General features: G+C 74.4%; 23 protein-coding genes. 8 read left to right on the top strand and 15 right to left on the bottom strand.

Annotated features, from left to right (window positions below; genetic code table 11):
• Window positions 1-75: 75 nt before the first annotated feature.
• Window positions 76-909: a nuclease-related domain-containing protein gene (locus tag EES41_RS24725; RefSeq protein ID WP_123080362.1), complete on the bottom strand. Its 834-nt coding sequence runs from the start codon at window positions 907-909 to the stop codon at window positions 76-78.
• A gap of 314 nt (window positions 910-1,223) precedes the next feature.
• On the opposite strand from EES41_RS24725, the gene EES41_RS41595 reads away from it, so the two are divergent.
• The 3 genes from EES41_RS41595 to EES41_RS24710 all read left to right on the top strand — a co-directional run bounded on the left by EES41_RS41595 (window position 1,224) and on the right by EES41_RS24710 (window position 4,038).
• Complete coding sequence (locus EES41_RS41595; protein WP_164495942.1) at window positions 1,224-1,919, top strand: hypothetical protein; 696 nt, start codon at window positions 1,224-1,226, stop codon at window positions 1,917-1,919.
• A 113-nt stretch (window positions 1,920-2,032) separates the two neighbouring features.
• Window positions 2,033-2,779 carry a hypothetical protein gene (locus tag EES41_RS24715; RefSeq protein ID WP_254211789.1) on the top strand — a complete coding sequence of 249 codons (747 nt, stop codon included), beginning with the start codon at window positions 2,033-2,035 and terminating at the stop codon, window positions 2,777-2,779.
• A gap of 56 nt (window positions 2,780-2,835) precedes the next feature.
• Window positions 2,836-4,038, top strand: a complete 1,203-nt coding sequence (locus tag EES41_RS24710; protein WP_123082677.1) for a HAMP domain-containing sensor histidine kinase — start codon at window positions 2,836-2,838, stop codon at window positions 4,036-4,038.
• Between the two features lie 260 nt (window positions 4,039-4,298).
• On the opposite strand, the gene EES41_RS24705 is transcribed toward EES41_RS24710, so the two are convergent.
• Genes EES41_RS24705 through EES41_RS24695 form a run of 3 tightly spaced genes read right to left on the bottom strand, consistent with a single transcriptional unit; the run spans window position 4,299 to window position 6,306 of the window.
• Window positions 4,299-4,571 (bottom strand): hypothetical protein, encoded by a 273-nt coding sequence (locus EES41_RS24705; protein WP_123080361.1) that lies wholly within the window; start codon window positions 4,569-4,571, stop codon window positions 4,299-4,301.
• A gap of 10 nt (window positions 4,572-4,581) precedes the next feature.
• The gene (locus tag EES41_RS24700; RefSeq protein ID WP_123080360.1) at window positions 4,582-5,295 is read right to left on the bottom strand and encodes a TetR/AcrR family transcriptional regulator; all 714 of its coding nucleotides are present in this window, start codon (window positions 5,293-5,295) and stop codon (window positions 4,582-4,584) included.
• Window positions 5,296-5,340: 45 nt separating this feature from the next.
• Window positions 5,341-6,306 (bottom strand): diiron oxygenase, encoded by a 966-nt coding sequence (locus EES41_RS24695; protein WP_123080359.1) that lies wholly within the window; start codon window positions 6,304-6,306, stop codon window positions 5,341-5,343.
• 186 nt (window positions 6,307-6,492) lie between these two features.
• Between EES41_RS24695 and EES41_RS24690 the strand changes: the two genes are divergently transcribed.
• The gene (locus EES41_RS24690) at window positions 6,493-7,602 is read left to right on the top strand and encodes a ferritin-like domain-containing protein (protein ID WP_123080358.1); all 1,110 of its coding nucleotides are present in this window, start codon (window positions 6,493-6,495) and stop codon (window positions 7,600-7,602) included.
• A 52-nt stretch (window positions 7,603-7,654) separates the two neighbouring features.
• On the opposite strand, the gene EES41_RS24685 is transcribed toward EES41_RS24690, so the two are convergent.
• On the bottom strand, window positions 7,655-9,127 hold the full coding sequence (locus tag EES41_RS24685; RefSeq protein WP_123080357.1) for a penicillin-binding transpeptidase domain-containing protein: 1,473 nt from the start codon (window positions 9,125-9,127) through the stop codon (window positions 7,655-7,657).
• The gene (locus tag EES41_RS24680; RefSeq protein ID WP_254211788.1) at window positions 9,124-10,536 is read right to left on the bottom strand and encodes an FtsW/RodA/SpoVE family cell cycle protein; all 1,413 of its coding nucleotides are present in this window, start codon (window positions 10,534-10,536) and stop codon (window positions 9,124-9,126) included. The genes EES41_RS24685 and EES41_RS24680 overlap by 4 nt, the downstream gene beginning before the upstream one ends.
• 147 nt (window positions 10,537-10,683) lie before the next feature.
• Here EES41_RS24680 and EES41_RS24675 point away from each other — a divergent pair, with 147 nt between their 5' ends.
• The 3 genes from EES41_RS24675 (at window position 10,684) to EES41_RS24665 (ending at window position 12,897) form a co-directional block, all read left to right on the top strand.
• Complete coding sequence (locus EES41_RS24675) at window positions 10,684-11,073, top strand: DUF6325 family protein (RefSeq protein WP_037791263.1); 390 nt, start codon at window positions 10,684-10,686, stop codon at window positions 11,071-11,073.
• Window positions 11,073-11,669, top strand: coding sequence for a hypothetical protein (locus EES41_RS42175; RefSeq protein ID WP_174261731.1), 597 nt, complete (start codon window positions 11,073-11,075; stop codon window positions 11,667-11,669). Before EES41_RS24675 ends, EES41_RS42175 begins: the two co-directional genes overlap by 1 nt.
• A 94-nt stretch (window positions 11,670-11,763) precedes the next feature.
• On the top strand, window positions 11,764-12,897 hold the full coding sequence (locus tag EES41_RS24665) for an NlpC/P60 family protein (protein ID WP_123080356.1): 1,134 nt from the start codon (window positions 11,764-11,766) through the stop codon (window positions 12,895-12,897).
• On the opposite strand, the gene EES41_RS24660 is transcribed toward EES41_RS24665, so the two are convergent.
• The 5 genes from EES41_RS24660 to EES41_RS43865 are packed head-to-tail and all read right to left on the bottom strand — an operon-like array spanning window position 12,864 to window position 19,089.
• On the bottom strand, window positions 12,864-14,135 hold the full coding sequence (locus EES41_RS24660) for a styrene monooxygenase/indole monooxygenase family protein (protein ID WP_123080355.1): 1,272 nt from the start codon (window positions 14,133-14,135) through the stop codon (window positions 12,864-12,866). The two genes, EES41_RS24665 and EES41_RS24660, sit on opposite strands and share 34 nt — an antisense overlap.
• A 20-nt stretch (window positions 14,136-14,155) precedes the next feature.
• On the bottom strand, window positions 14,156-14,752 hold the full coding sequence (locus EES41_RS24655) for an ATP/GTP-binding protein (RefSeq protein ID WP_123082675.1): 597 nt from the start codon (window positions 14,750-14,752) through the stop codon (window positions 14,156-14,158).
• A gap of 31 nt (window positions 14,753-14,783) precedes the next feature.
• Window positions 14,784-15,185 (bottom strand): DUF742 domain-containing protein, encoded by a 402-nt coding sequence (locus tag EES41_RS24650; protein WP_123080354.1) that lies wholly within the window; start codon window positions 15,183-15,185, stop codon window positions 14,784-14,786.
• Entirely contained in the window at window positions 15,182-15,670 is a 489-nt protein-coding gene (locus EES41_RS24645; protein WP_123080353.1) for a roadblock/LC7 domain-containing protein, read from the bottom strand. The genes EES41_RS24650 and EES41_RS24645 overlap by 4 nt, the downstream gene beginning before the upstream one ends.
• Window positions 15,667-19,089 carry a nitrate- and nitrite sensing domain-containing protein gene (locus tag EES41_RS43865; RefSeq protein WP_302186166.1) on the bottom strand — a complete coding sequence of 1,141 codons (3,423 nt, stop codon included), beginning with the start codon at window positions 19,087-19,089 and terminating at the stop codon, window positions 15,667-15,669. The genes EES41_RS24645 and EES41_RS43865 overlap by 4 nt, the downstream gene beginning before the upstream one ends.
• Window positions 19,090-19,544: 455 nt before the next feature.
• Here EES41_RS43865 and EES41_RS24630 point away from each other — a divergent pair, with 455 nt between their 5' ends.
• Window positions 19,545-20,318 carry a protein phosphatase 2C domain-containing protein gene (locus EES41_RS24630; RefSeq protein ID WP_123080352.1) on the top strand — a complete coding sequence of 258 codons (774 nt, stop codon included), beginning with the start codon at window positions 19,545-19,547 and terminating at the stop codon, window positions 20,316-20,318.
• 34 nt (window positions 20,319-20,352) lie between these two features.
• Here EES41_RS24630 and EES41_RS24625 read toward each other — a convergent pair whose 3' ends face one another.
• From EES41_RS24625 to EES41_RS24610, 4 genes are all read right to left on the bottom strand, one after another.
• Complete coding sequence (locus EES41_RS24625) at window positions 20,353-20,802, bottom strand: MarR family winged helix-turn-helix transcriptional regulator (protein ID WP_073798248.1); 450 nt, start codon at window positions 20,800-20,802, stop codon at window positions 20,353-20,355.
• 182 nt (window positions 20,803-20,984) lie between these two features.
• Entirely contained in the window at window positions 20,985-23,381 is a 2,397-nt protein-coding gene (gene lon, locus EES41_RS24620; RefSeq protein ID WP_073773091.1) for an endopeptidase La, read from the bottom strand.
• 107 nt (window positions 23,382-23,488) lie between these two features.
• The gene (locus EES41_RS24615) at window positions 23,489-24,490 is read right to left on the bottom strand and encodes an aromatic acid exporter family protein (RefSeq protein ID WP_123080351.1); all 1,002 of its coding nucleotides are present in this window, start codon (window positions 24,488-24,490) and stop codon (window positions 23,489-23,491) included.
• Window positions 24,491-24,554: 64 nt separating this feature from the next.
• Window positions 24,555-25,307 (bottom strand): DUF4097 family beta strand repeat-containing protein, encoded by a 753-nt coding sequence (locus EES41_RS24610; RefSeq protein WP_123080350.1) that lies wholly within the window; start codon window positions 25,305-25,307, stop codon window positions 24,555-24,557.
• Window positions 25,308-25,360 lie beyond the last annotated feature (53 nt).

Here is a 25,360-nt window from a genome sequence, read left to right as displayed (position 1 = left end):
GGCTATGCCGGGGTCCGGGCGCGCGACACTCGGCGCCGTCCCATCCGGTGACGGCGCCCGCGCGGGGCTCCCCCGCTACCGGCGGGGCCCGCGCGGTACGGGTCCGGCGGGCCGACCCGTCCAGGTGCGGCGGTCGCGGGCCAGGGCGAACAGGGCCTCGACATCCGGGGGTTTGAGGGTCGCCGGGGCCTCGGAGAGGTACGGGAGGGCCGTGGCCGGCTGGAGGACGCGGATGTCCCGGACGGTGGGAGCCACCTCGACGCGGGAGGCCTCCACCAGGGCCAGCGCCGGGGTCACCGGCGCCGTCAGGGCCCGGCTCGCGCGGGCGGCGGCCTGCCGGATCCAGCGGGGGTCCTGGCGGGGTTCGGCGCGGCCCACCGCGAGCAGCAGGTCCCCGACGGCAGCACGCTGGCGGCGGCCCGGGACGGTGCGGACGCAGAGGATGCCCGGCGGGCCGATCACCAGGTGGTCGATCACCCCGGCCCCGGGGAGCGCCACGGCGTGCAGCACCCGCCAGTCGGGTGACTCCAGGGCGTCCAGCTCCTCCCCCATCCGCTGCTGGGCCAGCGCCTCCGGGCGCAGCCGGTGCCGGGCCCTGGCGCCGGCCGAGCCGTACGCCAGCTCGCCGAGCAGGGCCTCGCCCGGGCGGTTCGGGGCCAGGTCCTCGTCCGGCGGGAGGGCGAGTCTGCGCAGGTCCGCCGCCGTGGGGACGGGGGGCGGGCCCAGGGTGTAGCCCCGGTGCAGGTACGGGCGTAACGCCGCCAGGACCGCCTCGCGGTGCTCGTCCCGGAGCACGCTGATCCGGTTGGTCTCCCGGTCGTACCAGGCCACGGCCTGGCCGTCGGGCAGGTTCACATACAGCCTGCCGCGGCCGGGCCGGCCGCTCGGCAGCACTCTGAGTCCCCTCATTGCCCTCACCCCCGCCGTCCATGGGAGCAGGCCGGGGCGCGTGCGGCAATCCCCCGGTTGAGTACCTGTGGACAACCCGGCGGCCGTGTAACAACTCCGACGGGACCTCGCCGCCCGGCTGTTACACGGTCACCGGCCTTTCGCAACGGCGGGCGCCTAGGTTGGCGGTGGGCCGCCGGGGCCGTGGGCCGTGGGCCGTGGGAGTCGTGGGCCGTCGGGGCCGTCGGGGCCGGGCGAGGTGGCGGGGCCCGTCCGGTCCGTGGCGGCCCGTCCGGTCCGCCCCCCCGTTGTGAGCCGACCACCGAAGGGTTTCCGTGAGCACCGTCAGCCGTCGCACCCTCGTACGCGCCGCCGCCGTGACCGCATGTGCCGGAAGCGTGCTGGCGCTGCCCGCCGCCGCGGCGCTCGCCGAGGGGCTGCCGGCGGCCGCCGCGTCGGGTGCCCCCGCCGTCGCGGCTTCGCAGCGGGTCCTGGTCAAGAGCCTCTCGCTGGCGGACGGGGTGTCCACCGCGCGCGTCTACCGGGTCGCGAAGAACGCGTACCAGGCGGACATCCTGCGCGACGGGGCGACGGTGGCCACGCTCACCAGCCGCGACGGCGTGCCCGCCCGGGGCGACGCGGGCGAGCTGCACGCCGCGCTGCGGCCCGACGGGCGGCTGTCCTCGTGGGTCGGCGAGACCCGGCCGGCCGCGGACGGCTCGCACCGGATCGACGGGGGCGGGCACAAGACCGGGGTCCGGGACGGGCAGGTCGTGGCGGCGTCGGAGCGGGGGGCGCCGGGGGCGTCGGAGCCGAGGGCGGCGGGGGCCGCTTCGGGGGCCGGGGCGGACGGGAAGGGCGGGTCGATCGCCGCCGGGCGGGCGGGGGCGACCGAGGCGCTGACGCCGGACTCGCCGGGCGGCGGGCCGGGCGACGGCCTGCTGCTGCTCGCTGCCTGCGGCGGGATCGCGGCCGTCGGCGCCGCCGGGCTCGGTTTCGCGATGCTGCGCCGGGGCCGTACGAACGGCTGAGTGTCCAGCGCGCGGACACGGGGGCAAAAGGGGCGTTCCTCTGCATAAGGTTGACGGGACCGATCGTCACGTCATACGACCGCCATGCAGAAAGGGCCCTCGGGGCCGTGAAGATGTTTCCCTTGCGTACCGCCACAGCCGTTCTGCTGCTGCCCGCGCTGCTGCCGTTGCTGACCGGCTGCGGTGACACCGGCGGGCTGGCGAGCGCCGGGCCGATCCTGACCGCGCGTGGTCCCGTACACCTGTGGCCGGAGCGCGCGGGGGCCGCCGTACCGCCCGCCGATCCGGGTGGGGCGCCGCCGGAGTACGTGAAGGGGTTGCCGCGGGTACGGAACCAGAACGTGCACGAGGTCGACCCGGTGGCGCTGGTCCAGGCGGAGCTGCGGGCGCGCCCGGGGGCCGAGGTCGGGCCCGACGGGATGCCGGAGGAGACGGCTGCGGCGATCCGGGCGTGCGGGGCGGAGGGTGCGGACGCGGGTGAGGATGCGGGTGCGGGTGCGGGTGCGGGGTGTCCCGTGTTGAAGCCCTACTACCGGGACCTCACCGGGAACGGGCGGGACGAGGTCGTGGTCGGCATCGAGCTGCCCGACAAGATGATGTCCGTACGGGTCTACACGGCCGATCCCGACGGGCGGCTGAACCGGATCATGGCGACGACGCAGACGCTGGTCAGCGTGGAGCTGGCCGGGCGGGACGTGGTGCTGCGGATGCCGAGCGGCAACCCGGGGTACGAGCTGATCACCGCGTGGTCGTGGGACGAGGGGCAGCGGACGATGCTGCCGACTCGGGAGCAGATCGTGCGGGTGCCGAGTGGTTCGAGTGGTTCGGGTGGGGCGAGTGGTTCGGGTGGGGCGGCGTGAAGCTGCCCGCCTGGAGTGCTTCGTTGACCTGGAAGTCGGCGTGTTTCATCGTGCTGATGTGCTGCTCGCTGGCGGCGGTGCTGGGCGTGCTGGTGCACGTCGGGGTGACGCGTCAGACGGTGGCGGCGGCGCGGGACAAGGCGCTGGAGCAACTGCACGACGCGGCGCGGGCGTACGAGGCGGGTGAGGCGCTGCCGCCGGAGTCGGGGCTGGACCCGGCGGGGCTGCCGCAGCCGCTGCGGCAGCTGGCGCTGAGCGGGCGGCGGGGGACGGTCGTGGCCGAGCGGGACGGCCGGCCGACGATGTGGGCGGCGGCCCCGGCGGACGGGCGGACCCTGGCTACGGCCGTGGACTACGAGCAGAGCGCGCGGACGATCACGGGGCTGGACAACGCGATCATCGGGTCGTCGGTGCTGGCGATCGGCGGGACGCTGCTGGTGGGCGGGTTCGCGGTGCGGCGGGTGACGAGGCGGCTGCATCAGACGGCGACGGTGGCGCGGCGGATTTCGCGGGGCGAGCTCGACGCACGGGTTGGGGATACGGGGCGCGGTGCGTCCGCTCGGCTCGACGAGGTGGCGACGGTCGCGCGGGCGCTGGACACGATGGCGGGGACGTTGCAGGCGAAGCTGGTGAGCGAGCAGCGGTTCACGGCGGACGTCGCGCATGAGCTGCGCACGCCGTTGACGGGGTTGCAGGCGGCGTCGGAGCTGCTGCCGGAGGGGCGGGCGACGGACCTGGTGCGGGAGCGGGTGCGGACGATGCGGCGGCTGACGGAGGACCTGCTGGAGATCTCGCGGCTGGATTCCGGGAGCGGGGTCGTGGAGACGGACCTGCACCGGCTGGGGCGGGTCGCGGAGCGGGTCGTGCGGGCGGCGGGGACGGACACGGAGGTGGTCGTCGTACGGGACGCGCACGTGGAGACGGACCGGCGGAGGCTGGAGCGGGTGCTGGGGAATCTGGTCGTCAACGCGCATCGGCACGGGCGGGGGCCGGTGGTGCTGACGGTGGCCGGGCCGGTGGTGACCGTACGGGACCACGGGGAGGGGTACCCGGAGTACCTGCTGGCGCACGGGCCACAGCGGTTCCGCAGCGGGGGCGGGGGGAAGGGGCACGGGCTCGGGCTGACGATCGCGGTGGGGCAGGCGGAGGCGATCGGGGCGCGGCTGGAGTTCCGCAACGCGGGGAGCGGCGGCGGGGGCGGAGGGGGCGGGGCGGAGGCTGTGCTCACGTTGCCGTGGCCTCCGGCGGCGGGGGGCTAGCGGTCCGCCGGGCCATGACGGCGAGCCGCCGGTAACGCCCGGCCGGTCACCCCGGGCCGGTGGCGGGGGTGGGGTGGGGTGTTGTCCGGGACTGCATGATTTATGGCGGCTGGGCGGGCGCTGTCGCCTTGCGGCTTCCTGCGCGCCACAAATCACGTTTTACGTCCCGGACAACACCCCACCCCACCCCCGACACCGGCTGGCCCCGGGGTTACGCCGGGGGCTGGCTCCCAGCAGCGGGGCCGCCCGGCCGGGGGTGGTTACGCCGGGGGCTGGGGTTTGGTCCAGGGCCAGCGGATCCTGGGCTTTTGGCCCGACGGGGCGTAGGCGTACTTCCAGCCCTTCTGGAGGTGCAGCCGCTTCGAGTGGCCCGCCGGGACCCGCTCGTACAGCAGGACCGTCGGGGGGCCGCCGTCCGGGGTCGGGACGGGGATCTCGTACCACTTCGGCGGGTGGCCTGTCGGGCCGAGGAGGATCGGGAGGACCCGGCCGTCCATCGGGCCGCCCTCGAAGGGGGTGGGTTCGCTTCTCACCCCACCAGTGTCACAGCAGGTGCGCCGCCCCGGAGACCACGGGGATCACGCGCCGGGCCAGGACGCCGACCGGGCCCTGCGGGGATTCCAGCGCGAGTGCGCCCCTGGCGGCCGCGGCCGTTTCGGGGTCGGTGGCCGCGGTGGCGGTGAGGAGGGCGATGAACTGGTCCAGCAGCCAGTCCCGCAGCTGGTCGATGCCGGGCTGTTTGCCCTCGTCGATCCAGATCAGCGAGGCCGCTTCCACGGCCGTGATCCAGGTGCGGACCATCATCCGCAGCCGCCGCCCCGGGTCCGGGACCCCCAGGTGGAGGAGGATCGCGTCGGCCGCGGCCCGGCGGATGCCGTCGACGGTGGCCGTGGTGCGGGAGGTCTCGACGACGCTGCCGCCCTGGAGGAGGGCGGAGAAGCCGGCGGAGTGTTCGTCGACGAAGGCCAGGTAGCGGTCCAGGGCCCGGGAGAGCCGCTGGGTGAGCGGGCCGGCCTGGGGTTCGGCGAAGCAGAGTTCCAGGATGTCGGCCGCCGAGCGCAGGGCGGCTTCGTAGAGCTGCTGCTTGCCGCCGGGGAAGTAGCGGTAGACCAGCGGGCGCGAGACCCCGGCGGCCTCGGCGACGTCGTCGAGGGAGACGTCCTCCGGGGCGCGGTGCGCGAACAGCGACAGGGCCGCGTCGAGGAGTTGGGCCCGCCGCTCCTCGACGCTCAGCCTGCGGTACGCGCGTACGGTCATGCCCGCAGGGTAGCCCGTGGGGCGGCCCCGGGGGCGTCGGCCGGCTCAGGCCAGGAGCCCGGAACTCTGCCAGAGGCGGCGGCCGACCCCGCGCAGGATGCCGATGTCGTCGAAGAAGTCGGTGAGCCGCTTGGCGCCGGTCTGCATGACCTCCCGCCGGTGGCCGCTCGCCTTCACCTGGGCGACGGCTTCGCGCCGGTCCAGGCCGATGTTGTCGTAGACCTGGGGGTTGACGAAGGCCAGCGAGAAGACGCGGGCGGCCTCGCCGCAGCTGATGCGGGTGAGTTCCCGCTCCCAGCGCGGGGCCGTCAGCATCTGGCGGCGGAGTTCCTCGCGGGCGTACCGGACGTGCCGGGCCTCTTCGATGACGTGGATGCGGGTCACGCCGCGCACGAGGGGCTGGATGCGCTCGTCCGGGAAGGTCAGGCGCTGCATCCAGTCGAGGACCTCCTCGCCGAGCAGGGTGCAGGCGAAGGATCCGGGGGTGGTGGAGATGGTCTTGAGGACCCGGGCGAGGTTGTGGTTGGCGCGGGAGACCGGGTACGCGGGCACCCCGGACTTCTTGATCATCCGGGCGAACATCATCGAGTGGCGGCATTCGTCGGCGATCTCGGTGAGCGCGTAACGGACGTGGTTGCTGGTCAGGGACTTGTCGTAGATGTGCCGGACCATGAGCTGCATCAGGATGATCTCGAACCAGATGCCGAGGGAGGCGAGGGCGGCCGCCTCGTGGCGGGAGAGGTCGATGCGCTGCTCCTCGCCCATCTTCTTCCAGAGCGGGGTGTCGTAGAGGGAGAGCAGCTCGGGGGGCCAGTAGTACTTGCCGTCGATCGGCGGGGCGTCCCAGTCGAGTTCGCTGTCGGGGTCGAAGGAGTGCTTGGCGGAGGAGTCGAGCAGCCGCGCGGCGATCTCCTCGCGGTCCTTGAGCGTGCCGAGCGCGTCGCGGAGGACGGTGAGGTCCCCGCGGCCGGTGCGATCCGTGTGATCGGTGCGGTCGGTCGTGGTCGTCATGGCGGGGGCACCTCGCCCTTGTTTGCGGCGTTGCCAGCGGTCATCGCTGCGGTCACTGCTTATGAGACTGCTTGTCAGCAAGGTCGTCAATCCCCCTCGCACGACTTGTTGACCCGCTGTCTACCAACGTGTGACCCTGCCAACTGTCCGGTCTTGTACGGCAGTACGCGAGACGAGGGGGCGTCAGTGTCGACGCACGAGCTCTACACCACCGGCCCGGGCGAGGGAGTCTGGCAGGTCCCGGCCACCGGCGCGGCCCGGTTCAGCTGGGAGTACGCCGATGGCCGCGAACGGCTCCTCGCGCTCTACCAGAAGGGCAAGGACAAGCAGTGGGACGGCGCCAAGCGGATCGACTGGGAGGCGGAGGTCGACCCGTACGACCCGCTCGGCACCCCGGACGAGGCCCTGACGCTCTACGGCACCCGGCACTGGGCCAAACTCACCGAGAAGGACAAGGGCGAGCTGCGCCGGCACTACACCGCCTGGAACTTCAGCCAGTTCCTGCACGGCGAGCAGGGCGCGATGGTGTGCGCGGCCCGGATCGTCGAATCGGTGCCGGACCTGGACGCGAAGTTCTACTCCGCCACCCAGACCATGGACGAGGCCCGGCACGCCGAGATCTTCGGCCGGTTCCTGCACGAGAAGGTCGGGATGCTCTACCCGATCAACGACAGCCTCCAGGGGCTGCTCGGCGACACGCTGCGCGACTCCCGGTGGGACATGCCGTACCTGGGCATGCAGGTGCTGATCGAGGGGCTGGCGCTGGCCGCGTTCGGGATGATCCGCGATACGACGGACAAGCCGATGCCGAAGCAGATCCTCGCGTACGTCATGCAGGACGAGGCCCGGCACGTGGCGTTCGGGCGGATGGCGCTGCGGGACCACTACAAGCAGCTGACGGACGCGGAGTTGCGCGAGCGCGAGGAGTTCGTGATCGAGGGCTGCTACCTGATGCGGGACCGGTTGCAGGGCGTGGAGGTACTGGAGAACTTCGGCATCTCGAAGAAGGAGGCGCAGGAGTTCAGCGAGCAGTCGGAGTTCCTGCACCTGTTCCGCAGGCTGCTGTTCAGCCGGATCGTGCCGTGCGTGAAGGACATCGGGCTGTGGGGCGAGCGGTTGCAGAAGGCGTACCTGGAGATGGGCGTCTTCGAGATGGGCAACTCCAACCTGGACCTGCTGATGAGCCAGGACGAGGAGATGGCCGAGGCGCTGGACCGCGAGCGGTTCGCGACGGAGGAGCGGGAACGGGTGGCGGAGGTCGAGGCCGCCATCGCGGACGGCAGCCGGCCGGGCTGACGCCGGTGGGGCTGACACCGGCCCGGAAACGCGACCCGCCCCGCGACGGGACCTAGCGGCGGGGGGTGGGGGTGGCGAGGGCGGCCCGCATGACCGCGCGGGCGATGGGGGCGGCCGCGCTGTTGCCGCTGATGTCGCCGCGGCGGGCCGACGCGTCTTCGACCACGACCGCCACCGCCACCGCCGGGAGGGGCGCGTCCTGCGCCCTGGCCCAGGAGATGAACCAGGCGTACGGGGTGCCCGCGTTGCCGACGCCGTGCTGGGCGGTGCCCGTCTTGCCGCCGACGGTCGCGCCGGGGATCGCGGCGTTGCGGCCGGTGCCGTCCTCCACCACCTTCACCATCAGCTCCTGAAGCCGCAGCGCCGTGGCCGGGCTCATGGCGCGGCCGAGGCCCCGCCGGTCGCCGCGCCGCACCTGTGAGCCGTCGGCCTGGGTGGTGCGGTCCACCAGGTACGGGGACAGCACCTCACCGCCGTTGGCGACGGCCGCCGCGACCATCGCCATCTGGAGCGGGGTGGCCGTGGTGTTGAACTGCCCGATGGCGGAGAGCGCCAGCTGGTCGGGGCTCATGTCGGTGTCGAAGTTCGAGCGCGACACCCAGGAGGGCACGTACAGCCCGCCGTCGTTGAACCCGAAGCGGCGCGCCGCCTCCACCATCCCGCGCAGCCCGACCCGGACCCCGATCTTGGCCATCACGGTGTTGCAGGACCACTGCACCGCCTCCGCCATCGAGGCGTCGGCGCAGCCGGTGCTCGCGTTCGGCAGCAGGGTGCTGGTGCCGGGCAGCGGGTACGGGTCGGGGGTCTCGGTGGGCGCGTCCACATCGGTGACGACCCCGGAGTCGAGGGCGGCCGCCGCCGTCACGATCTTGAACGTGGAGCCCGGCGGATACGTCTCGCGCAGCGCCCGGTTGAGCATCGGCCGGGCCGGGTCCGCGTTGAGCCGGGCCCAGGCCGCCTTGACCCGGGCGCCGGTGCCGGAGAGCTCGGACGGGTCGTAGGAGGGGCTGCTGACGAGGGCGAGGACGCGCCCGGTGGCCGGTTCCACGGCGGCCACCGCGCCGCGTTTGCCCCCGAGCCCGGTGTAGGCGGCGAGCTGGACCGCCGCCTGGATGGTGGTCGCCGCGTCGCCGCCGGGCGGGCGGCCGCGGGAGAGCTCGTACCAGAGGGGGAAGGCGGAGAGCCCCGGGTCGGTGCCGGCCAGGATCCGGTCCTCGGCGCGCTCGATGAAGCTGGTTCCGTACGTCTGGGAGGAGAAGCCGGTGACGGGCGCGTAGAGCGGGCCGTTGCGGTACGTCCGCTCGTAGCGCAGCAGTTGGCCGCTGTCGCGGGAGCCGGTGACGGGCCGCCCGTCGACCAGGATGTCGCCGCGGCGCTCGGCGTAGCGCTGGATCGCGGGCCGCTTGTTGGCCGGGTTCGACGCGGCGGCGGCGGACTCCCAGACCTGCACGCGGGCGACGTTCACGAGCAGGGCGGTGAGGAGGAGGGCGCAGAAGTACGCGCACCAGCGGATGTAGCGGATCACCGGGCGGCCCCCGTGGTCTTCGTCGGCCCCGGCGGCCCCGCCGGCCCCGGGTCGTCCGTGCCCTCCGGGCGGGGCCTTCGGGCGCAGTCGCTGAGCCGGACCAGCAGGGCGACGATGATCCAGTTGGTGACGACGGAGGAACCGCCCTGGGCGAGGAACGGCATGGCCATGCCGGTCAGCGGGATCAGTCCGGTGACGCCGCCCGCGATGACGAACACCTGGAGGGCGACGATCGAGGCGAGCCCGGTGGCGAGGAGCCGCCCGAAGGGGTCGCGCAGGCCCAGCCCGGCGCGGAAGCCGCGGGCGACGAGGAGGCCGTAGAGGAGCAGGATCGCGCTGAGGCCGACGAGGCCGAGCTCCTCGCCGGCGGTGGCGAGGATGAAGTCCGACTTGGCGGCGAAGCCGATGAGGAAGGACTGGCCGTGGCCGAGGCCGGAGCCGAGGAGTCCGCCGGCGCCGAAGGCGAAGAGGGACTGGGCGAGCTGACCGGGGCCCTCGCCGCGCTCGATGGAGGCGAAAGGATTCAGCCAGTCCTCGACGCGGCTGTGCACATGGGGTTCGAAGGTGCCGACGGCGTAGGCGCCGAGGGCGGCGAGGAGCAGCCCGATGGCGATCCAGCCGATCCGGCCGGTCGCGGTGAACAGCATGATGACGAAGAGGCCGAAGAAGAGCAGCGAGGTCCCGAGGTCCCGTTCGAGGACGAGCACGCCGACGCTGAGCAGCCAGATGGCGAGGATCGGGCCGAGGACCCGGCCCGGGAGGAGCTTCAGCTTCCAGAACAGCCGGCGGCCGCCGAGCGCGAGGGCGGTGCGGTTCGCGGCGAGGTAGGCGGCGAAGAAGACCGCGAGCAGGATCTTGGCGAACTCCCCGGGCTGGAAGGAGAACCCGGCGAACCGGATCCAGATGTGGGCGCCGTTGACGGCGGGGAAGAACACCGGGACGAGCATCAGCGCGAGCGCGACGGCGACGGAGAGGTACGCGTAGCGCTGGAGCGCCCGGTGGTCGCGGAGCGCGGCGATGACGAGGACGAACAGCGCGAGCCCGAGGGCCGACCAGCGCAGCTGCTCCCCGGCGGTGGGGTGCCCGGGGGTGGTCAGGTCGAGGCGCTGGATGAGGACGAGGCCGAGGCCGTTGAGGAGGAACGCGATCGGCAGCAGGAGCGGGTCGGCGTACGGGGCGCGCAGGCGGACGGCGAGGTGGGCGAGGAGCGCGGCGGCGGCGAGGCCGCCGGCGTAGCGCGGGGTGGGGCGCGGCAGGTGGCCGCCGTCCGCGACGGCGACGTAGAGGTAGCCGAGGACGCAGACGAGGACCGCGCCGGCGAGCAGCGTCAGCTCGACGCCGCGGCGGCGCCGGTGGGCGAGGGCGCCGGGGGGCGGGGGCGGGGCGGGCTCGGCCACCTTCGCCGTCAGAGCGCTCATACGGGAAACGTAGCAAGCGGGCGGGCTCTATGTCCGGTTATGTCATAGTGTGCCGAAGAGTCGTCAGAAGCGTTTGCCTGATGTCCGGATGTGCGGTCAGAAGTGGTCGCAACGGTCAGGAGTGGGGTGCCGCGGCACATGGGACCTGTGGAATTCATCGTCCTCGCCTTCCCCGAGGAGCAACTGCGGGTACCGGCGGTGGAGGCCGTGATGGGGCTCCGCAAGGCGGGGGTCGTCCGGCTGATCGACGGGCTGGTGGCGACGAAGACGGCGGCGGGCGAGGTGATGGCCGCGGAGTTCGACGAGTTCATGGAGCTACGGGGGCTGCTGGCGCACCGGGAGGCGGCGCGGTTGATCGGGCCGGAGGACGTACGGGAGGCGGCGGACCTCCTGGACCGGGGCAGCTGCGCGCTGCTGCTGGTGGTGGAGCACGTGTGGGCCGAGGACGCGGCGATCGCCGTACGGGCGGCGGGCGGGCGGATCGCCGGCTCGGTCCGGATCCCGGTGGAACGGGTGGGGGCGGCCTGATGTTCATCCGACCGGTGGGCGTGACGGTGTCGGCGGCGATCCGCCCGGCCGGGCGCCCCCTGCTACGGGGCCTGCTCGCGCGGGCGACCACGGGGACCGCGCCGGGTTACGGGGGCGGCGGACGCTCCCGCTCCGCCGACCGGCCCGTCGGCGCCTACGCCGACCCCTACGCCGACGAGCCGGCGGAGCCGGACGACGCCGACGAGCCCGGACGGCGGGGGTACCCCGCGCACCCCCCGTACCCGGAGCAGGCGGGCGCCTACGCCGAGGAACCGCCGTACCCGGAGCCGGACGACGCCGACGAACCCGACTGGTCAGAGCCCGCCGACCCCGGGGCCGAACCCGGGGCCGAACCCGGGGCCGAACCCGGGGCCGAACCCGGGGCCGAACCCGGGGCGGAACCAGGCGGTGTCGGCCGGGCGGCCGGACCCGGCGGCGAGCCCGGGACCGGGGCCGGGACCCGGGCCGCGGATCGGCCGGCGGAGCCGTATGCCGGGCTGCCGGGCGAGTTGGCCCAGCTGGCCGGGCTGGCCCGCGAAGGCCTGCTCACCCCGGAGGAGTTCGCGGCCGCCAAGGCCCTGCTCCTGCACCCCTGACCGGCCGGACGGGTGAGCCGGGCGGGCCCCCCGGTGCGGGGCGGGGATTTTGTCATACCGGGAGTGGCAGCATCGGCCGCCCGGAGGTGATCACATGTCGAACCGGCTGCTCCGCGCGGCCTGCGTCGCCGCGGCGCTCCTCGTCGTCGGCCCGCCGCCCCAGCAGGCGCGGGCGGAACCCGTGGGGGCGCTGCTGACCCGGCTGCAGGGTCTGTACCAGAAGGCCGAGGAGGCCGCCGAGGCCTACAACTCCACCGAGGCCGCCCTCAGGTCCCGCCAGGACGAGGAGCACCGGCTGACCGCCGAGCTCGGCAAGACCCGCCGGGCCCTCACCACCGAGAGGGCCGTCGCCGGCCGGCTGGCCCGGGAGCAGTACCAGGGGGCCCGGGGGCTTTCCCCGTACGCCCGGATGCTGCTCAGCGGCGACCCCCAGGCCGCCCTGGACGAGCGGCGTCTCGCCGCCCGCGAGGGCGCCCGGCAGGCCGCCCTGCTGGCCCGGCTGGCCAAGGGCGAGCGGCAGACCGGCCGGCTCGCGGCGGCCGCCCGCAAGGCCCGGGACACCAAGGCGGAGCTGGTCGGGGAGATGCGGGAGCGCAAGGAGGAGGTCGGCCGGCAGCTCAAGGAGGTCGAGCGGACGCTGGCCGCGCTCACCCCCGGTCAGCTCGCGCAGCTCGACGCTCGGGAGGCCGCCGACACCGCCGACGCGCAGCGGGAGCTGCTGAGGTCCGGGACCCTCGGCAGCCCCCGTACCCGTACGCCCACGGCCGCGGGCGGCGCCGCGCTGACCTACGCCACCGCCCAGATCGGCAAACCGTACGTCTGGGGCGCCGAGGGGCCGGGGTCCTTCGACTGCTCCGGCCTCACCTCGCAGGCGTGGGCGCACGCCGGCCGGGCCATCCCCCGGACCAGCCAGGAGCAGTGGGAACGGCTGCCCCGGGTGCCGCTGAACCAGCTTCGGCCCGGGGACCTGGTGGTCTACTTCCCGAAGGCCACGCACGTGGCGCTCTACATCGGGGAGGGAAAGGTGATCCAGGCGCCCCGGCCGGGAACGAAGGTCAAGGTCTCGCCGATCGCCGCGAACCCGCTCCTCGGCGCCGTCCGCCCGGACTCCGACGGCACACCCCTCGCCCACTTCACCCCGCCGCCCCTACCGGAACCCGACCCCTCGGACCCGGACGACGGCGACGACACCGGCTACTCCGCCGAGGAGGCTCCGACGGAGCCCTGAGCGGTCGCGGAGGCTTCCGCGAGGTAGTCCGCGGCGTCCTGGGGGTCGTAGAAGTACGCGTCGAAGTCGGCGGGGTTGTCGAAGCCGTTGGCGAAACGATCCGCCACGGGCTGGAGCTGCCCGGCCGCGCCGATCAGGTTCAGCACGTGCTCCGGCGGGACGCCCAGCATCGCGTTCGTCCACTGGGTCACCGGCTTGCCCGTCGTGAACCAGTACTTGTCGAACGTCGCCTTCATCCACGCCTCGTCGAACGGCTTGTCCCCGTGCATCAGGACCGACGACAGGTACGACGCCGCGCACTTGGCGGCCGAGTTCGAACCCTGCCCCGTGATCGGGTCGTTCGCGACGACCACGTCCGCGACGCCGAGCACCAGTCCGCCGCCCGGGAGCCGCCCGATCGGGTTGCGGACGACCGGCGCGTACCGGCCGGCGAGCGTGCCGCCCGCGTCCGTCAGCTCCGCCTTCGCCGCCCGCTCGTACTCCCAGGGCGTGAACCGTTCCATCAGCCGCAGCGTCAGCGCCAGGTGCTCCGCCGGGTCCTTGACCCCGTTGAAGACGTCCAGCGGACCGCCCGGGAGGCCCTCCCAGAACAGGATGTCCGCGCGGCCCGACAGGGTCAGCGTCGGCATCACGAACAGCTCGCCGACCCCCGGCACCAGGTTGCAGCGCACGGCCTCCGTCCGAGGGTGCTCGGGGCGCGGCTCCAGCCCGTGGACGTACGAGACCGCCAGCGCGCGCTGCGGCGCGTCGTACGGGGAGCGCGCCGCGTCCCGCCCGAACATCGACACCAGCTCGCCCTTGCCCGCGGCGATCAGCACCAGGTCGTACGTGCGGGAGAAGTAGTCGAGGTCGGCGACCGACGCCCCGTGGATGACGAGCTGTCCGCCGCGCTGGACGAAGGTGTCGATCCAGCCGGCCATCTTCAGGCGCTGGTCGACGGACTGGGCGTAGCCCCTCAGCCGCCCGAGCCAGTCGACGGGGCGGGTGCCGTCGGGGCCGGCGACCGAGACGCCGATGCCCTCGATCCGGGGGGCCTGGCGCTCCCAGAAGTTCAGCCCGAGGTCCCGCTCGTGCTGGAGCGCGGTGTCGAACATGACCTGCGTGGACATGACCCGGCCGGTGCGGATCTCGTCCGCCGTCCGGTTGGACATGAGGGTGACCTCGTACCCCTTGTCCTGGAGTCCGAGGGCGAGCTGGAGACCGGACTGGCCGGCTCCGACGACGAGTATCCTGCGCATCTCACGTTCTCGATTCGGGTCTATTCGGGGGTGTTGTCGAGGGCGTGGCCCACCAGCGCCAGCAGGGATTCGACGACCGTGTCCCGGCTCCGCGCGTCCATGATCACGACGGGTACCGACGGCGGGATGCTGAGCGCCTCGCGCACGTCCTCCGGCTCGTACGAGCGGGAGCCCTCGAAGTGGTTGACGGCGACGGCGTACGGGAGCCCGCAGCTCTCGAAGTAGTCGAGCGCGGGGAAGCAGTCGCGCAGCCGGCGGGTGTCGGCCATGACCAGCCCGCCGATGGCCCCGCGGACGAGGTCGTCCCACATGAACCAGAACCGCTCCTGGCCGGGGGTTCCGTACACGTAGAGGACGAGGTCGTCGTCGAGGGTGACGCGGCCGAAGTCCATGGCGACGGTGGTGGTGGCCTTGTCCGGGGTGCCGGACAGGTCGTCGGTCGGGACGCCGGCCTGGGTCATCACCGCCTCGGTGCGCAGCGGGGTGATCTCGGAGACGGACGACACGAAGGTGGTCTTGCCGACCCCGAACCCGCCCGCGACCAGCACCTTGACGGCGACGGGGGCGCGCGAGCGGTCGTACTGCCACGGCTGGACGGGCTCGTCGTCGAGGATCACGGCGGCGGAAGCGGCGGAAGCGGCGGCGGTTTCAGAGACGGCGAAGACCACCGAGCACCCTTTCGAGCAGCGCGCGTTCGGGGCGGCCGGCGTCGTGCCCCGTCCCGTAGACGCGGATCCGGCCCTGGTCGGCGAGGTCGCTGACGAGGACGCGGACCACCCCGAGGGGCAGCTTCAGCAGCGCGGATATCTCGGCGATCGTGCGCATGCGGCGGCAGACCTCGACGATGGCGGGCATCTCGGGCATGCGGTCGCCCTTGCCCTCGGCGGGCTGCGGCTCGGACGCCTTCGGCTCCAGGGCGGCGACGAACGTCTCGACGTGCAGCACCTGCGTGAAGCGGGTGCGGCCGCCCGTGAGGGAGTACGGGCGGACACGGGCGGGGCGGCGGTCGGCGCCGCGTATCGGCAGCCGGTCGGAGGCCGTACTCCTCACGGGGTCTTCTCCATCGACTGGCGCAGCTCGCTGCGGACTTCGGGGGTCAGGACGTGGCCGGCGCGGCCGACGAACAGGGCCATGTGGTAGGCGACGACGCTCATGTCGCAGTCCGGGGCGGCGTGCACGCCGAGCAGGGAGCCGTCGCTGATGGCCATGACGAAGACGGAGCCGTGCTCCATCGCCACCATGGTCTGCTTGACCCCGCCGCCGTCCATGAGGGCGGCGGCGCCTGTGGTGAGGCTGCCGAGGCCGGAGACGATGGTCGCCAGGTCGGCGGAGGCGCCGCGGGGGCCCTTGGGGCGGCCGGTGCCCTGGCCGGCGTCTTCTCTGACCGCGGCGGGCTCCGAGGAGAGCAGCAGCAGACCGTCAGAGGACACGACCGCGACCGAGTTGACGCCGGGCACCTCCTCGACCAGGTCGGTCAGCAGCCACTGCAGGTTGCGGGCCTGGGTGCTCAGTCCGTACGTACTGGGCGCGGTCATGTGCGTGCCTCCTGTGCGGTGTCCCCCTGGTCGGTGTCTTGCTCGTTCGCGAGTTCGGCGGCGACGACGCGGCGGCCGTCCTGGGCCCCCTGGTAGAACCCGCCGAGCCGGCGGCGCAGCTCGTCGGCGTCGACGCGGCGCGGCGGCTCGGGGCGCGCGCCTGCGGCGGCGTCCACGCGGGGGGCGGCCACTGCGCGGGGGGTGCGCTTGGGCAGGCCCTTGCCGGTGACGGCCTCGTCGGGGTGGCTGCCCTGACGGGGCAGCCAGCTGCCGTGGGCGTCCTCGGCCCGCCTGTGCCCGTTCCCCTCCGGGGTCGGTTCGGCGGTCACAGCCGGCGGCGCGGCCGGTTCGGCGGGCGCGGCGGGCGGCGCGGCCAGCGGCGCGGCCTCGTGCAGCGGCACGGGCCACCGCATCTCCCCCGGCACGGTCCCGGTCGCCCCGGCCGGATCCGGAACCCCGGCCCCGGCCCCGTCCCCGGACGGTACGTCCACGTCCACGTCCGCGTCCGCGTCCGGGGCGGGCGCGGTGAACGCCTCGGCCTCGGCCGCGTCCGGGACGACCCTGGCCAGCAACTCGGCCTCCGGCCCAGGAACCGTGAACACCTCGTCCTCGGAGGGCAGTTGCTCGCTCTCCGGGTCCGGGTCCGCACCCGGGACGGTGAAGACCTCGTCCTCGGACGGCAGCTGCTCGCCCTCAGGGACCGGGACCGTAGCCGGGTCCGCTTCCGGGTCCGGAGCCGCGAACGCCTCGGCCTCCGCCGCGTCCGGGACCACCCGGGCCAGCAACTCGGCCTCCGGCCCAGGAACCGTGAACACCTCGTCCGCGGACGGCAGCTGCTCGCTCTCCGGGTCCGGGTCCGCACCCGGGACGGTGAAGACCTCGTCCTCGGACGGCAGCTGCTCGCCCTCAGGGACCGGGACCGTAGCCGGGTCCGCTTCCGGGTCCGGAGCCGCGAACGCCTCGGCCTCCGCCGCGTCCGGGACCACCCGGGCCAGCAGCTCGGCCTCCGGCCCAGGAACCGTGAACACCTCGTCCGCGGACGGCAGCTGCTCGCTCTCCGGGTCCGGGTCCGCACCCGGGACGGTGAAGACCTCGTCCTCGGACGGCAGCTGCTCACCCTCGGGGACCGGGACCGTATCCGGGTCCGGGTCCGGAGCCGCGAACGCCTCGGCCTCCGCCGCGTCCGGGACGACCCGGGCCAGCAGCTCGGCCTCCGGGGCCGGAACCGTGAACACCTCGTCGGCGGACGGCAGCTGCTCGCCCTCCTCCGGGCCCGGAGCCGCGAACGCCTCGGCCTCCGCCGCGTCCGGGACGACCCGGGCCAGCAGCTCGGCCTCCGGGGCGGCCGGGACGGCCTCGGCCGGGGTGTCCGCCGGAGGCGACGGGCGGCGGGCGCCGCGCCCCCAGGGGAGGGTGTTCTCGTTGGCCTCCGCGACGACGCCCGGCAGGACGAGGTCCGGTGCCGTCAGGGCCTGGAGCGGCGGCGCCGTCGGGAGCAGGGTCGCGGGGACGACGACCAGCGCCTCCGTGCCCGCGTCCCGCGCCGCCCGGAGCTCGGCGGTGACGCCGTGCCGCGCCGCGAGCCGGCCGGCGACGTACAGGCCGAGGCCCAGGCCGTGTTCCGCCTCGGGTTCCTCGTCGTACGCCTCCGGGGTGGACAGCCGCAGGTTCAGGGCCGCGAGGCGGTCCTCGGTGATGCCGATGCCGCGGTCCACCACGGACAGCACCACCTCACCGGCGTCCGTCAGCCACCCGGAGACCTTCACCCGCGCCTCCGGCGGCGAGAACGTCGTCGCGTTCTCCAGCAGCTCGGCCAGCACGTGCGAGATGTCGTCGGCGGCGTGCCCCGCGACCTGGGTGAACGACGGCAGCGCCGCCAGCTCGACCCGCTCGTAGCGCTCGATCTCGCTGACCGCCGCCCGCATGACGTCGACCAGCGGCACCGGGCCGCCCGCGCCCGGGCCGTGTTCCTGCCCGGCCAGGACCAGCAGGTTCTCGTTGTGGCGGCGCATCACCGTCGCCAGGTGGTCCAGCTTGAACAGGGTCGCCAGTCGGTCCGGGTCCTGCTCCCTGGACTCCAGCTCCTCGATCACCGTCAGCTGGCGTTCCACCAGGCCGAGGGTGCGCAGCGACAGCGACACCGAGGTCGTCGACATGACGCGGCGGTGTTCTTCCAGCCCGGCCCGCAGCTCCCTGAGCTCCGCTTCGAGGGCCTCCCGGCCGGCCGTGAGCGCTTCGCCCCGGCCGATGAGGCGCCGCCGGTCGGCGTCGAGGCCGGCGATGCGGGTGTGCAGCGAGACCGTCTGGTCCCGTACGGCGTTGAGGTGGCGTACGACCTCGGCGAACTCGTCGTTGCGGCCCGTGAAGCGGACCGGCTCGACCGAGCCCTCGGGCGTGGCCAGCCGTGCCGCGCCGCGTCTGAGCACCGACAGCGGCCGGGTCAGCGAGCGGGCGATGGCCGTGGAGACGCCGACGACGACGAGGAAGAGCAGGCCGAGCGCGGCGACGAGCGCTTCCAGCGCGGTCACGTCGTCGTCCCGCAGCGTGGCGAGCGCGGTGGCCCGCTGGCCGGCGAGGGTGGATTCCACGGACCGCATGCGGTCGATGCGGGCGGTGAGCGCGGAACCGACGGCGGCGCCGTCGAGCTTGCGGTCGGCCGCGCTGAGGGTGGGCCGGTCGGTGAGGCGGCTCAGGTAGTCGTCGGCGGTCTTGACCTCGGGGCCGGTGACCGTGGCGGCGAGCGTCTGGCGCACGTCGGGCCGGGCGACCCGGGTGAAGTCGTCGAGGGCGGCCTGTTCCCGTACGCGCGTGCGCTGGGCGGCGGTGGTCAGTTCGTCCACGACGGCCGCGTTCGCGGGCTGGTCGCCGCGCGGGACGGCCAGCGCGGCGAGCAGCAGGCCGCGGGTGGCCGAGGCCTGCTCGACGGCCTGGCCCAGCGGGGCGAGCGGGCGGGTGGTGGCGAGGGCGGCCTCGGCGCGCGGCGGGGTGAGCTCGGTGAGCCGGTCGCCGGGCGCGAGGAGCCCCGTGATCACGCCGGCGTAGGCCTGGTGCGCGGCGAGGGCGGTGCCCTTGCCGTCGACGGCCTCGGTGCGGACGGCCTGGACCCGGGCGAGGGCGCGGGCGAGTTCCTCGTCGGCTTCGGCGCGGACCTCGGCGAGCTGCCGGTCGGTGCGCGTGACGCGCTCCTGGACGGTGGCCTTGCCGGCGGCGGGGCGTCCCTTGGCGGCGTACTCGACGACGGCGTCGCGCTCGTCGCCGAGGAGGTGCGCGAGGGTGAGGGTCTGCCCGCTCTGTTCCGCGAGGGTGACCAGCCGCTGGGAGTCGTTCAGTTCCGCCATGGCGGAGACGACGGCGGGGCTGCCCGCCGCCAGGACGCTGAGACCGGCGACGGCGACGCCGACGACCAGCCTGCTGCGCACGCGGACACGACGTCCTGTGGGAGCGGGGGCTGGTCCGTCGCTGGCGGTGCCGTTCTTCCGAGACCGCTTCTTCTGCACCGGTGCTCGCAATCCTGTACGTGTGCTCTAGCTCGTCTACTCGTGTGGCCGAGGTAACGGCCGGTCAACAAGTAAACGCCCCCTGCCCCCTCGTACCGCCTCAGACCTTCGCAGTGTGTTGGGGAGAGAGACGCACATCACCCGCCCGGCCACCTGAACGAGTGAACAGTACGGAAGAGTTGGCGACCAACTCGGCGTCCGTGTGTCAGGGCGCCGCCGTGGACGGTCGGTTGAAACATCGACACGGCCTTTGGCAGTATGCCCGCCCACATCCCGGGGGCGAGCGGGGACGGGCGGTCCTCACCCACCCCACTTGGTACGGACCTTCGGTGGGGGTCTCTTTCCCCGGTGAACCGCCTGCCGGGCAGAATGTCCGTATGCGCATCGACCTGGCCTCCCTCGCGGGCAACCCGGAACACCCCAACGAGGACTGGGTGTCGGCGGCGATCCCGGCCTCGGGCGGCGGCGTCCTGGTGGTCCTCGACGGGGTCACCCCACCGCGCGGCGAGGTCGGCTGCGCACACGGCGTGCCGTGGTTCGCGGCCCGGCTCGGCGGCCGATTGACCGAACTGTCCGGATCGCGGCGGGACATGCCGCTGGACCGGATTCTGGCCGAGTCCATCCGGGAAACCGCCGACGCACACCGGGACACCTGTGACCTTTCTCACGTCCGCACCCCGCAGGCGACGGTGGTCGTGGTGCGCTGGGACGGGGCGTACGTGGAGCACCTGGTGCTCTCGGACTCCGTGCTGCTGCTCCAGGCGCCCGGCGGCGGGGTGACCGCGGTGCTGGACGACCGGCTGGACCGGGTGCCCCCCGAGGTCCTCGGCTCGGTGGCGGCGACGGACGCGCTGCGCAACGCGGAGGGCGGCTTCTTCACGGCGGCCGCGGACCCGGCGGTGGCCTCGCGGGCCGTGACCGGGCGGACCCCGCGCGGGCAGGTCCGGGCGGTGGCCGCGCTCACGGACGGCGCGAGCCGCTGGACGGACACGTTCGGGGAGGGCGACTGGGCGGACTGCCTGGCGGTGCTCCGCAAGGAGGGCGCGGAGGCGCTGATCGGCCGGGTCCGCGCGATCGAGTCCGATCCGGCGCGGCCCCCGGCCCGCCACAAGCGGCACGACGACGCCTCGGCGGTGTACGCGGAGCTGTGAGCCGGGCGCCGAGCGGCTGCCCGGCCCCGGGCCGCTACTCCTCGCCCTGTTGCAGGGTGTTCAGCTGGTTCAGCAGCCGGGCCAGTTCCGCCACCTCGCCCCGGTCCCAGCCGGACAGCTTGCGCATGTACTGCTCGCGCCGGGCCACCCGCACCTTCAGGAAGCGGGCCCGGCCCTCGATCGTGAGCCCGACGAGGAAGGCGCGGCCGTCGGCCGGGTCCGGCTCGCGGGCCACCAGGCCCAGTTCCTCCAGGGCCCGCAGCTGCCGGCTCATGGTGGCCTTGCCGACGCCGAAGTAGGCGGCGAGTTCGGTGGCCCGCTGCTGCCCGGCGTCCTCCAGCCGGACGAGCAGCCCGTACGCGGCCGGTTCCAGCTCGGGGTGGAGGGCGCGGGCCATCTCGCCGGAGGAGGCGCGGGCGCGCCGGAGGAAGACGGACAGCTCCCGCTCCAAGGCAAGGAACTCCTGGTCTTCGCTCGCGTGCACGTGCTGCTCCCGTCGGTGGTGTGTGGCACCTGGTCTGGTGTGAAGTGCCCAGTATTTCCCAGCGGGCGCGCCGACGGCCCGGGGCCCCGCCGGAGCGGGGTCCCGGGCCGTGCGCGGCCGCCCGGAGGGACGCGGGGAGCGGCGCCGCTCCCGGCACCGGGTGCGGCGCCGGGGACGGCCGGTCAGGCGGCCGTGGTGAACGCGGCCTCCGTCTGCGCCAGGGCCAGCTCCAGGACCTGGCGGACGTCCGTCACCGGGTGGACCTCCAGCCCCTCCAGCACCTCCGCCGGGACGTCGTCCAGGTCGGCCTCGTTCCGCTTGGGGATGATCACGGTGGTCAGCCCGGCCCGGTGCGCCGCGAGCAGCTTCTGCTTGACCCCGCCGATCGGCAGGACCCGCCCGGTCAGGGAGACCTCGCCGGTCATCGCGACGTCGGTGCGCACCTGCCGCCCGGAGAGCAGCGAGGCCAGCGCCGTCGTCATCGTGATGCCCGCGCTCGGGCCGTCCTTGGGCACCGCGCCGGCCGGGAAGTGGATGTGCACGCCCCGGTCCTTCAGGTCGGCGACGGGCAGTTCCAGCTCCGCGCCGTGCGAGCGCAGGAAGCTGAGCGCGATCTGCGCGGACTCCTTCATCACGTCGCCGAGCTGTCCGGTGAGGGTGAGTCCGGCGGCGCCGGTCTCGGGGTCGGCGAGCGAGGCCTCGACGAACAGGACGTCACCGCCGGCCCCGGTCACCGCGAGGCCGGTGGCCACGCCCGGGACGGCCGTGCGCCGCTCGGCGGGGTCCTGCGCGGACTCCGGGACGTGGTGCGGGCGCCCGATGAGCCCGCGCAGGTCGTCGGCGCCGATCCGGAAGGGCAGTTCCCGCTGCCCCAGCTCGTGCTGGGAGGCCACCTTGCGCAGCAGGCGCGCGAGGGACCGCTCCAGGGTGCGCACGCCCGCCTCGCGGGTGTACTCGCCGGCCAGCTTGCGCAGCGCGTCCTCGCCGAGGACGACCTCGTCGGCGCCGAGCCCGGCGCGCTCCAGCTGGCGGGGCAGCAGGTGGTCGCGGGCGATGACGACCTTCTCGTCCTCGGTGTAGCCGTCGAGGCGCACGAGTTCCATGCGGTCGGCGAGCGCCTCGGGGATGGCCTCCAGCACGTTGGCGGTGGCCAGGAAGACGACGTCGCTCAGGTCCAGCTCGACCTCCAGGTAGTGGTCCCGGAAGGTGTGGTTCTGGGCGGGGTCCAGGACCTCCAGGAGGGCCGCCGCCGGGTCGCCGCGGAAGTCGGAGCCGACCTTGTCGATCTCGTCGAGCAGCACGACGGGGTTCATGGAGCCGGCTTCCTTGATGGCCCGCACGATCCGGCCGGGCAGCGCCCCGACGTAGGTGCGGCGGTGGCCGCGGATCTCGGCCTCGTCGCGGACTCCGCCGAGGGCGACGCGGACGAACTTGCGGCCCATGGCGTGCGCCACCGATTCCCCGAGCGAGGTCTTTCCGACGCCCGGAGGACCTACGAGGGCCAGTACGGCGCCGCCCCGGCGGCCGCCGATGACGCCCATGCCGCGCTCGGTGCGGCGCTTGCGGACGGCCAGGTACTCGGTGATGCGGTCCTTCACGTCGCTGAGGCCGGCGTGCTCGGCGTCGAGGACGGCGCGGGCGCCGAGGATGTCGTACTCGTCCTCGGTGCGCTCGTTCCAGGGCAGCTCCAGCACGGTGTCCAGCCAGGTCCGGATCCAGGAGCCCTCGGGCGACTGGTCGCTGGACCGCTCCAGCTTGTCGACCTCCTTGAGGGCGGCCTCCCGCACCTTCTCGGGCAGGTCGGCGGCCTCGACGCGGGCCCGGTAGTCGTCGGACTCCTCGCCGTCCTTCTCGCCGTTGATCTCGCGCAGTTCCTTGCGCACGGCTTCCAGCTGGCGGCGGAGCAGGAACTCGCGCTGCTGCTTCTCCACGCCGTCCTGGACGTCCTTGGCGATGGAGTCGGCGACGTCCTGTTCGGCGAGGTGGTCGCTGAGCGCCTTGATGGCGAGGCGGAGCCGGGCGACCGGGTCGGCGGTCTCCAGCAGTTCCACCTTCTGGGCGACGGTCAGGAACGGCGAGTACCCGGAGTTGTCGGCGAGCGCCGAAACCCCTTCGATCTGCTGGACCCGGTCCACGACCTGCCAGGCGCCGCGCTTCTTGAGCCAGCTGGTGGCGAGCGCCTTGTACTCGGTGACCAGCTCGGCGACGGCCCCGGGCAGCGGATCGGGGACGTTCTCCTCCACGGTCTGGCCCTCGACCCAGAGCGCGGCCCCGGGCCCGGTGGTGCCGGCGCCGATCCGGACGCGGCCGCGGCCGCGGATCAGCGCGCCGGGGTCTCCGTCGGAGAGCCGGCCGACCTGCTCGACGGTGCCGAGCACCCCGGTGCCCGCGTACGTGCCGTCGATCCGCGGTACGAGCAGCACCCGGGGCTTCCCGCTGGTCGCGGCGGCCTGGGCGGCCTCCACGGCGGCCCGCACCTCGGCGTCGGACAGGTCCAGCGGAACGACCATCCCCGGCAGCACGACCTCTTCGTCGAGCGGCAGCACGGGCAGAGTGAGTGTGACGGACGTCGAAGCCATGATCTTCCCTCCGGCAGTCAAGTTGAGCTATGCCGACTCAATGCACCTGCGCGGCCCAATGTTCCCCAACTCCCGTTCGCCCCGGGCGAACACCCCCGGCGGCCCGGTCAGGGCGCGGCGGCCAGGTGATCGGCGAGGGCCTCGTGGGTGAGGTGGAGACCGGCCCGCAGGACCGCGTCGTGGCGGGTGGGGAAGGCGGCCCGGTGCGCGGCGTCCAGCGCGCGGGCGCGGGTCAGCTCCGCCGTGCAGTCCGCTCCCCGCAGGGCCTCGTCGAGGGCCCGGGAGGTGGCCCGCAGGAGGGGCTCCAGCGCGCGCACGGCCGGGTCCGGGCCGGCCGGGTCCGATCCGGCGGCGGCGCGGGCCCGGTCGGTGAGTTCGCCGGTGAAGAACTGGAGGGTGAGCGCGGTGCGCGCGGCCAGCCCCAGCCGGGGCCGCAGGCCCGCCAGGCGCGCGCTGTCGGCGCGCTTCAGCGGGACGGAGCGCAGCCGGGCGAGGGTCCCGTCGAGGGCGGCGGCCAGCGCCTGCGGGCGCCGCCAGAGCCGGGCGGCCTCCGGCCCGGCGGGAGCGGGCTGCCCGGCGGCGGCCCGGTCGGCGATGCCGCCGAGGCGGGCGGCCACCTCGGTCCGGTACGCGTCCAGCCCGGCCCGCGCCGTCCGGTAGGGGTCGGGCGGCCACAGGAGGGGCCCGAGGAGGGCCACGACGGCGACGCCGACCGCGCTCTCCTCCAGCCGGGCCAGCGGGTAGCCCGGGGTCGCGGTCGCGTAGATCATCAGCGCGGAGATCAGGACCTGCTGGTTCGGGCCGGCGGCCCCGCCCAGCAGGTACGCGCCCGCGCAGCCGCAGACCATCACGAGCAGGAACGAGGCCGTGGACAGCGGCAGCCAGTGCAGGACGGCCACGGCGATCAGCACGCCCACCACGACCCCGGCCATCCGCTCCAGGGCCAGCCGGGGCGCCGCGAAGACGTCCTCGCGCAGGATCAGGACCGCCGGGAGGGCGGCCGGCACCGGGGCCGTGCTGGTGCCGAGCCAGACGCACAGCCCCCAGGGGACGACGGCGCACACGACCAGCCGGGCGGCCGGCCCCAGCGAACCCCGCAAGGCGGACATGCCGGACATCGTAGGGGGAAGGCGGGCCCCGGGCGCCGGAGGACGGGCGGTGTCGGGCCGCCCGCTACGACGCCGAGATCCGGACGTCGCCCGAGCTGGTCTCGGCCGAGATCCGGGCCTCGGCCGAGGGGGACGTCGGGACCGACACCTCGCGGCTGCCGGAGTCGGTGGAGACCTCCACCCGGTACGGGCCGGCGGGCACCTTCAGGGTGACGTCGCCCGAGCCGGCCTTCGCCGCGAGCGCGGCGGGCGCCGCCGTGAAGTCCGCGCGGACGTCGCCCGAGCCGGTACGGATGTCCGCGCTCGGGCCGCCCAGCGCGGCGGCCGTGATGTCGCCCGAGGAGGTACGGACCTTCAGCGGGCCCGCGATCCGCTCGGCCGTGACCGTCCCGGAGTCCGACACCAGCTCGGCTCCCGCGACGCCCGTCACCGAGATCCGGCCGCTGCTGTTCTCGACCCGGACCGTCGCGGAGGCCGGAACCTCCAGCCGGTAGTCGATGGAGCAGCTCCCCGTACAGCCGTCGCTGAAGGTCAGCACCCCGCCCGAGACGCGCTGGCCGGGCGTGGGCCGGGCGTCGCCCCGGTAGTGGACGACCCGGCGGACGGTGACGCCGGGCCCCTTGCCGGGGGTGACCTCGACGGAGCCGGACCGGCCCTCGGTCACCTCGACCGCCGTGACCGTCTCGGTGACCTCGGTGTCGGCGCGGTCGGTCTTGCGGTAGCCGTCGCCGGGATGGCAGCCGGACAGCAGCAGCCCCGCCGCGAGGGCGACGACCGCCGTGGGCAGGAGCCGGGCTGACGTGGCGTGAGAAGTCATGCCCCGAGTCTGCGGACCCCGGCCCGCCCGGCCGATGGGGCCGGTACCCGGAT

It is taken from the genome of Streptomyces sp. ADI95-16 (assembly GCF_003721495.1).
GTDB lineage: Bacteria > Actinomycetota > Actinomycetes > Streptomycetales > Streptomycetaceae > Streptomyces > Streptomyces goshikiensis.
Note: the sequence above shows the minus strand (reverse complement) of the source record. Positions and strands in the feature narration are given on the sequence as shown.

Bases quoted from the DNA above. Each gene is read 5' to 3' on its own strand.
- EES41_RS24725 (WP_123080362.1), bottom strand. From the start codon at position 909: ATGAGGGGACTCAGAGTGCTGCCGAGCGGCCGGCCCGGCCGCGGCAGG.
- EES41_RS24715 (WP_254211789.1), top strand. From the start codon at position 2,033: ATGTTTCCCTTGCGTACCGCCACAGCCGTTCTGCTGCTGCCCGCGCTG.
- EES41_RS24710 (WP_123082677.1), top strand. From the start codon at position 2,836: ATGTGCTGCTCGCTGGCGGCGGTGCTGGGCGTGCTGGTGCACGTCGGG.
- EES41_RS24700 (WP_123080360.1), bottom strand. From the start codon at position 5,295: ATGACCGTACGCGCGTACCGCAGGCTGAGCGTCGAGGAGCGGCGGGCC.
- EES41_RS24695 (WP_123080359.1), bottom strand. From the start codon at position 6,306: ATGACGACCACGACCGACCGCACCGATCACACGGATCGCACCGGCCGC.
- EES41_RS24675 (WP_037791263.1), top strand. From the start codon at position 10,684: ATGGGACCTGTGGAATTCATCGTCCTCGCCTTCCCCGAGGAGCAACTG.
- EES41_RS42175 (WP_174261731.1), top strand. From the start codon at position 11,073: ATGTTCATCCGACCGGTGGGCGTGACGGTGTCGGCGGCGATCCGCCCG.
- EES41_RS24665 (WP_123080356.1), top strand. From the start codon at position 11,764: ATGTCGAACCGGCTGCTCCGCGCGGCCTGCGTCGCCGCGGCGCTCCTC.
- EES41_RS24660 (WP_123080355.1), bottom strand. From the start codon at position 14,135: ATGCGCAGGATACTCGTCGTCGGAGCCGGCCAGTCCGGTCTCCAGCTC.
- EES41_RS24645 (WP_123080353.1), bottom strand. From the start codon at position 15,670: ATGACCGCGCCCAGTACGTACGGACTGAGCACCCAGGCCCGCAACCTG.
- EES41_RS24630 (WP_123080352.1), top strand. From the start codon at position 19,545: ATGCGCATCGACCTGGCCTCCCTCGCGGGCAACCCGGAACACCCCAAC.
- lon (WP_073773091.1), bottom strand. From the start codon at position 23,381: ATGGCTTCGACGTCCGTCACACTCACTCTGCCCGTGCTGCCGCTCGAC.
- EES41_RS24615 (WP_123080351.1), bottom strand. From the start codon at position 24,490: ATGTCCGCCTTGCGGGGTTCGCTGGGGCCGGCCGCCCGGCTGGTCGTG.
- EES41_RS24610 (WP_123080350.1), bottom strand. From the start codon at position 25,307: ATGACTTCTCACGCCACGTCAGCCCGGCTCCTGCCCACGGCGGTCGTC.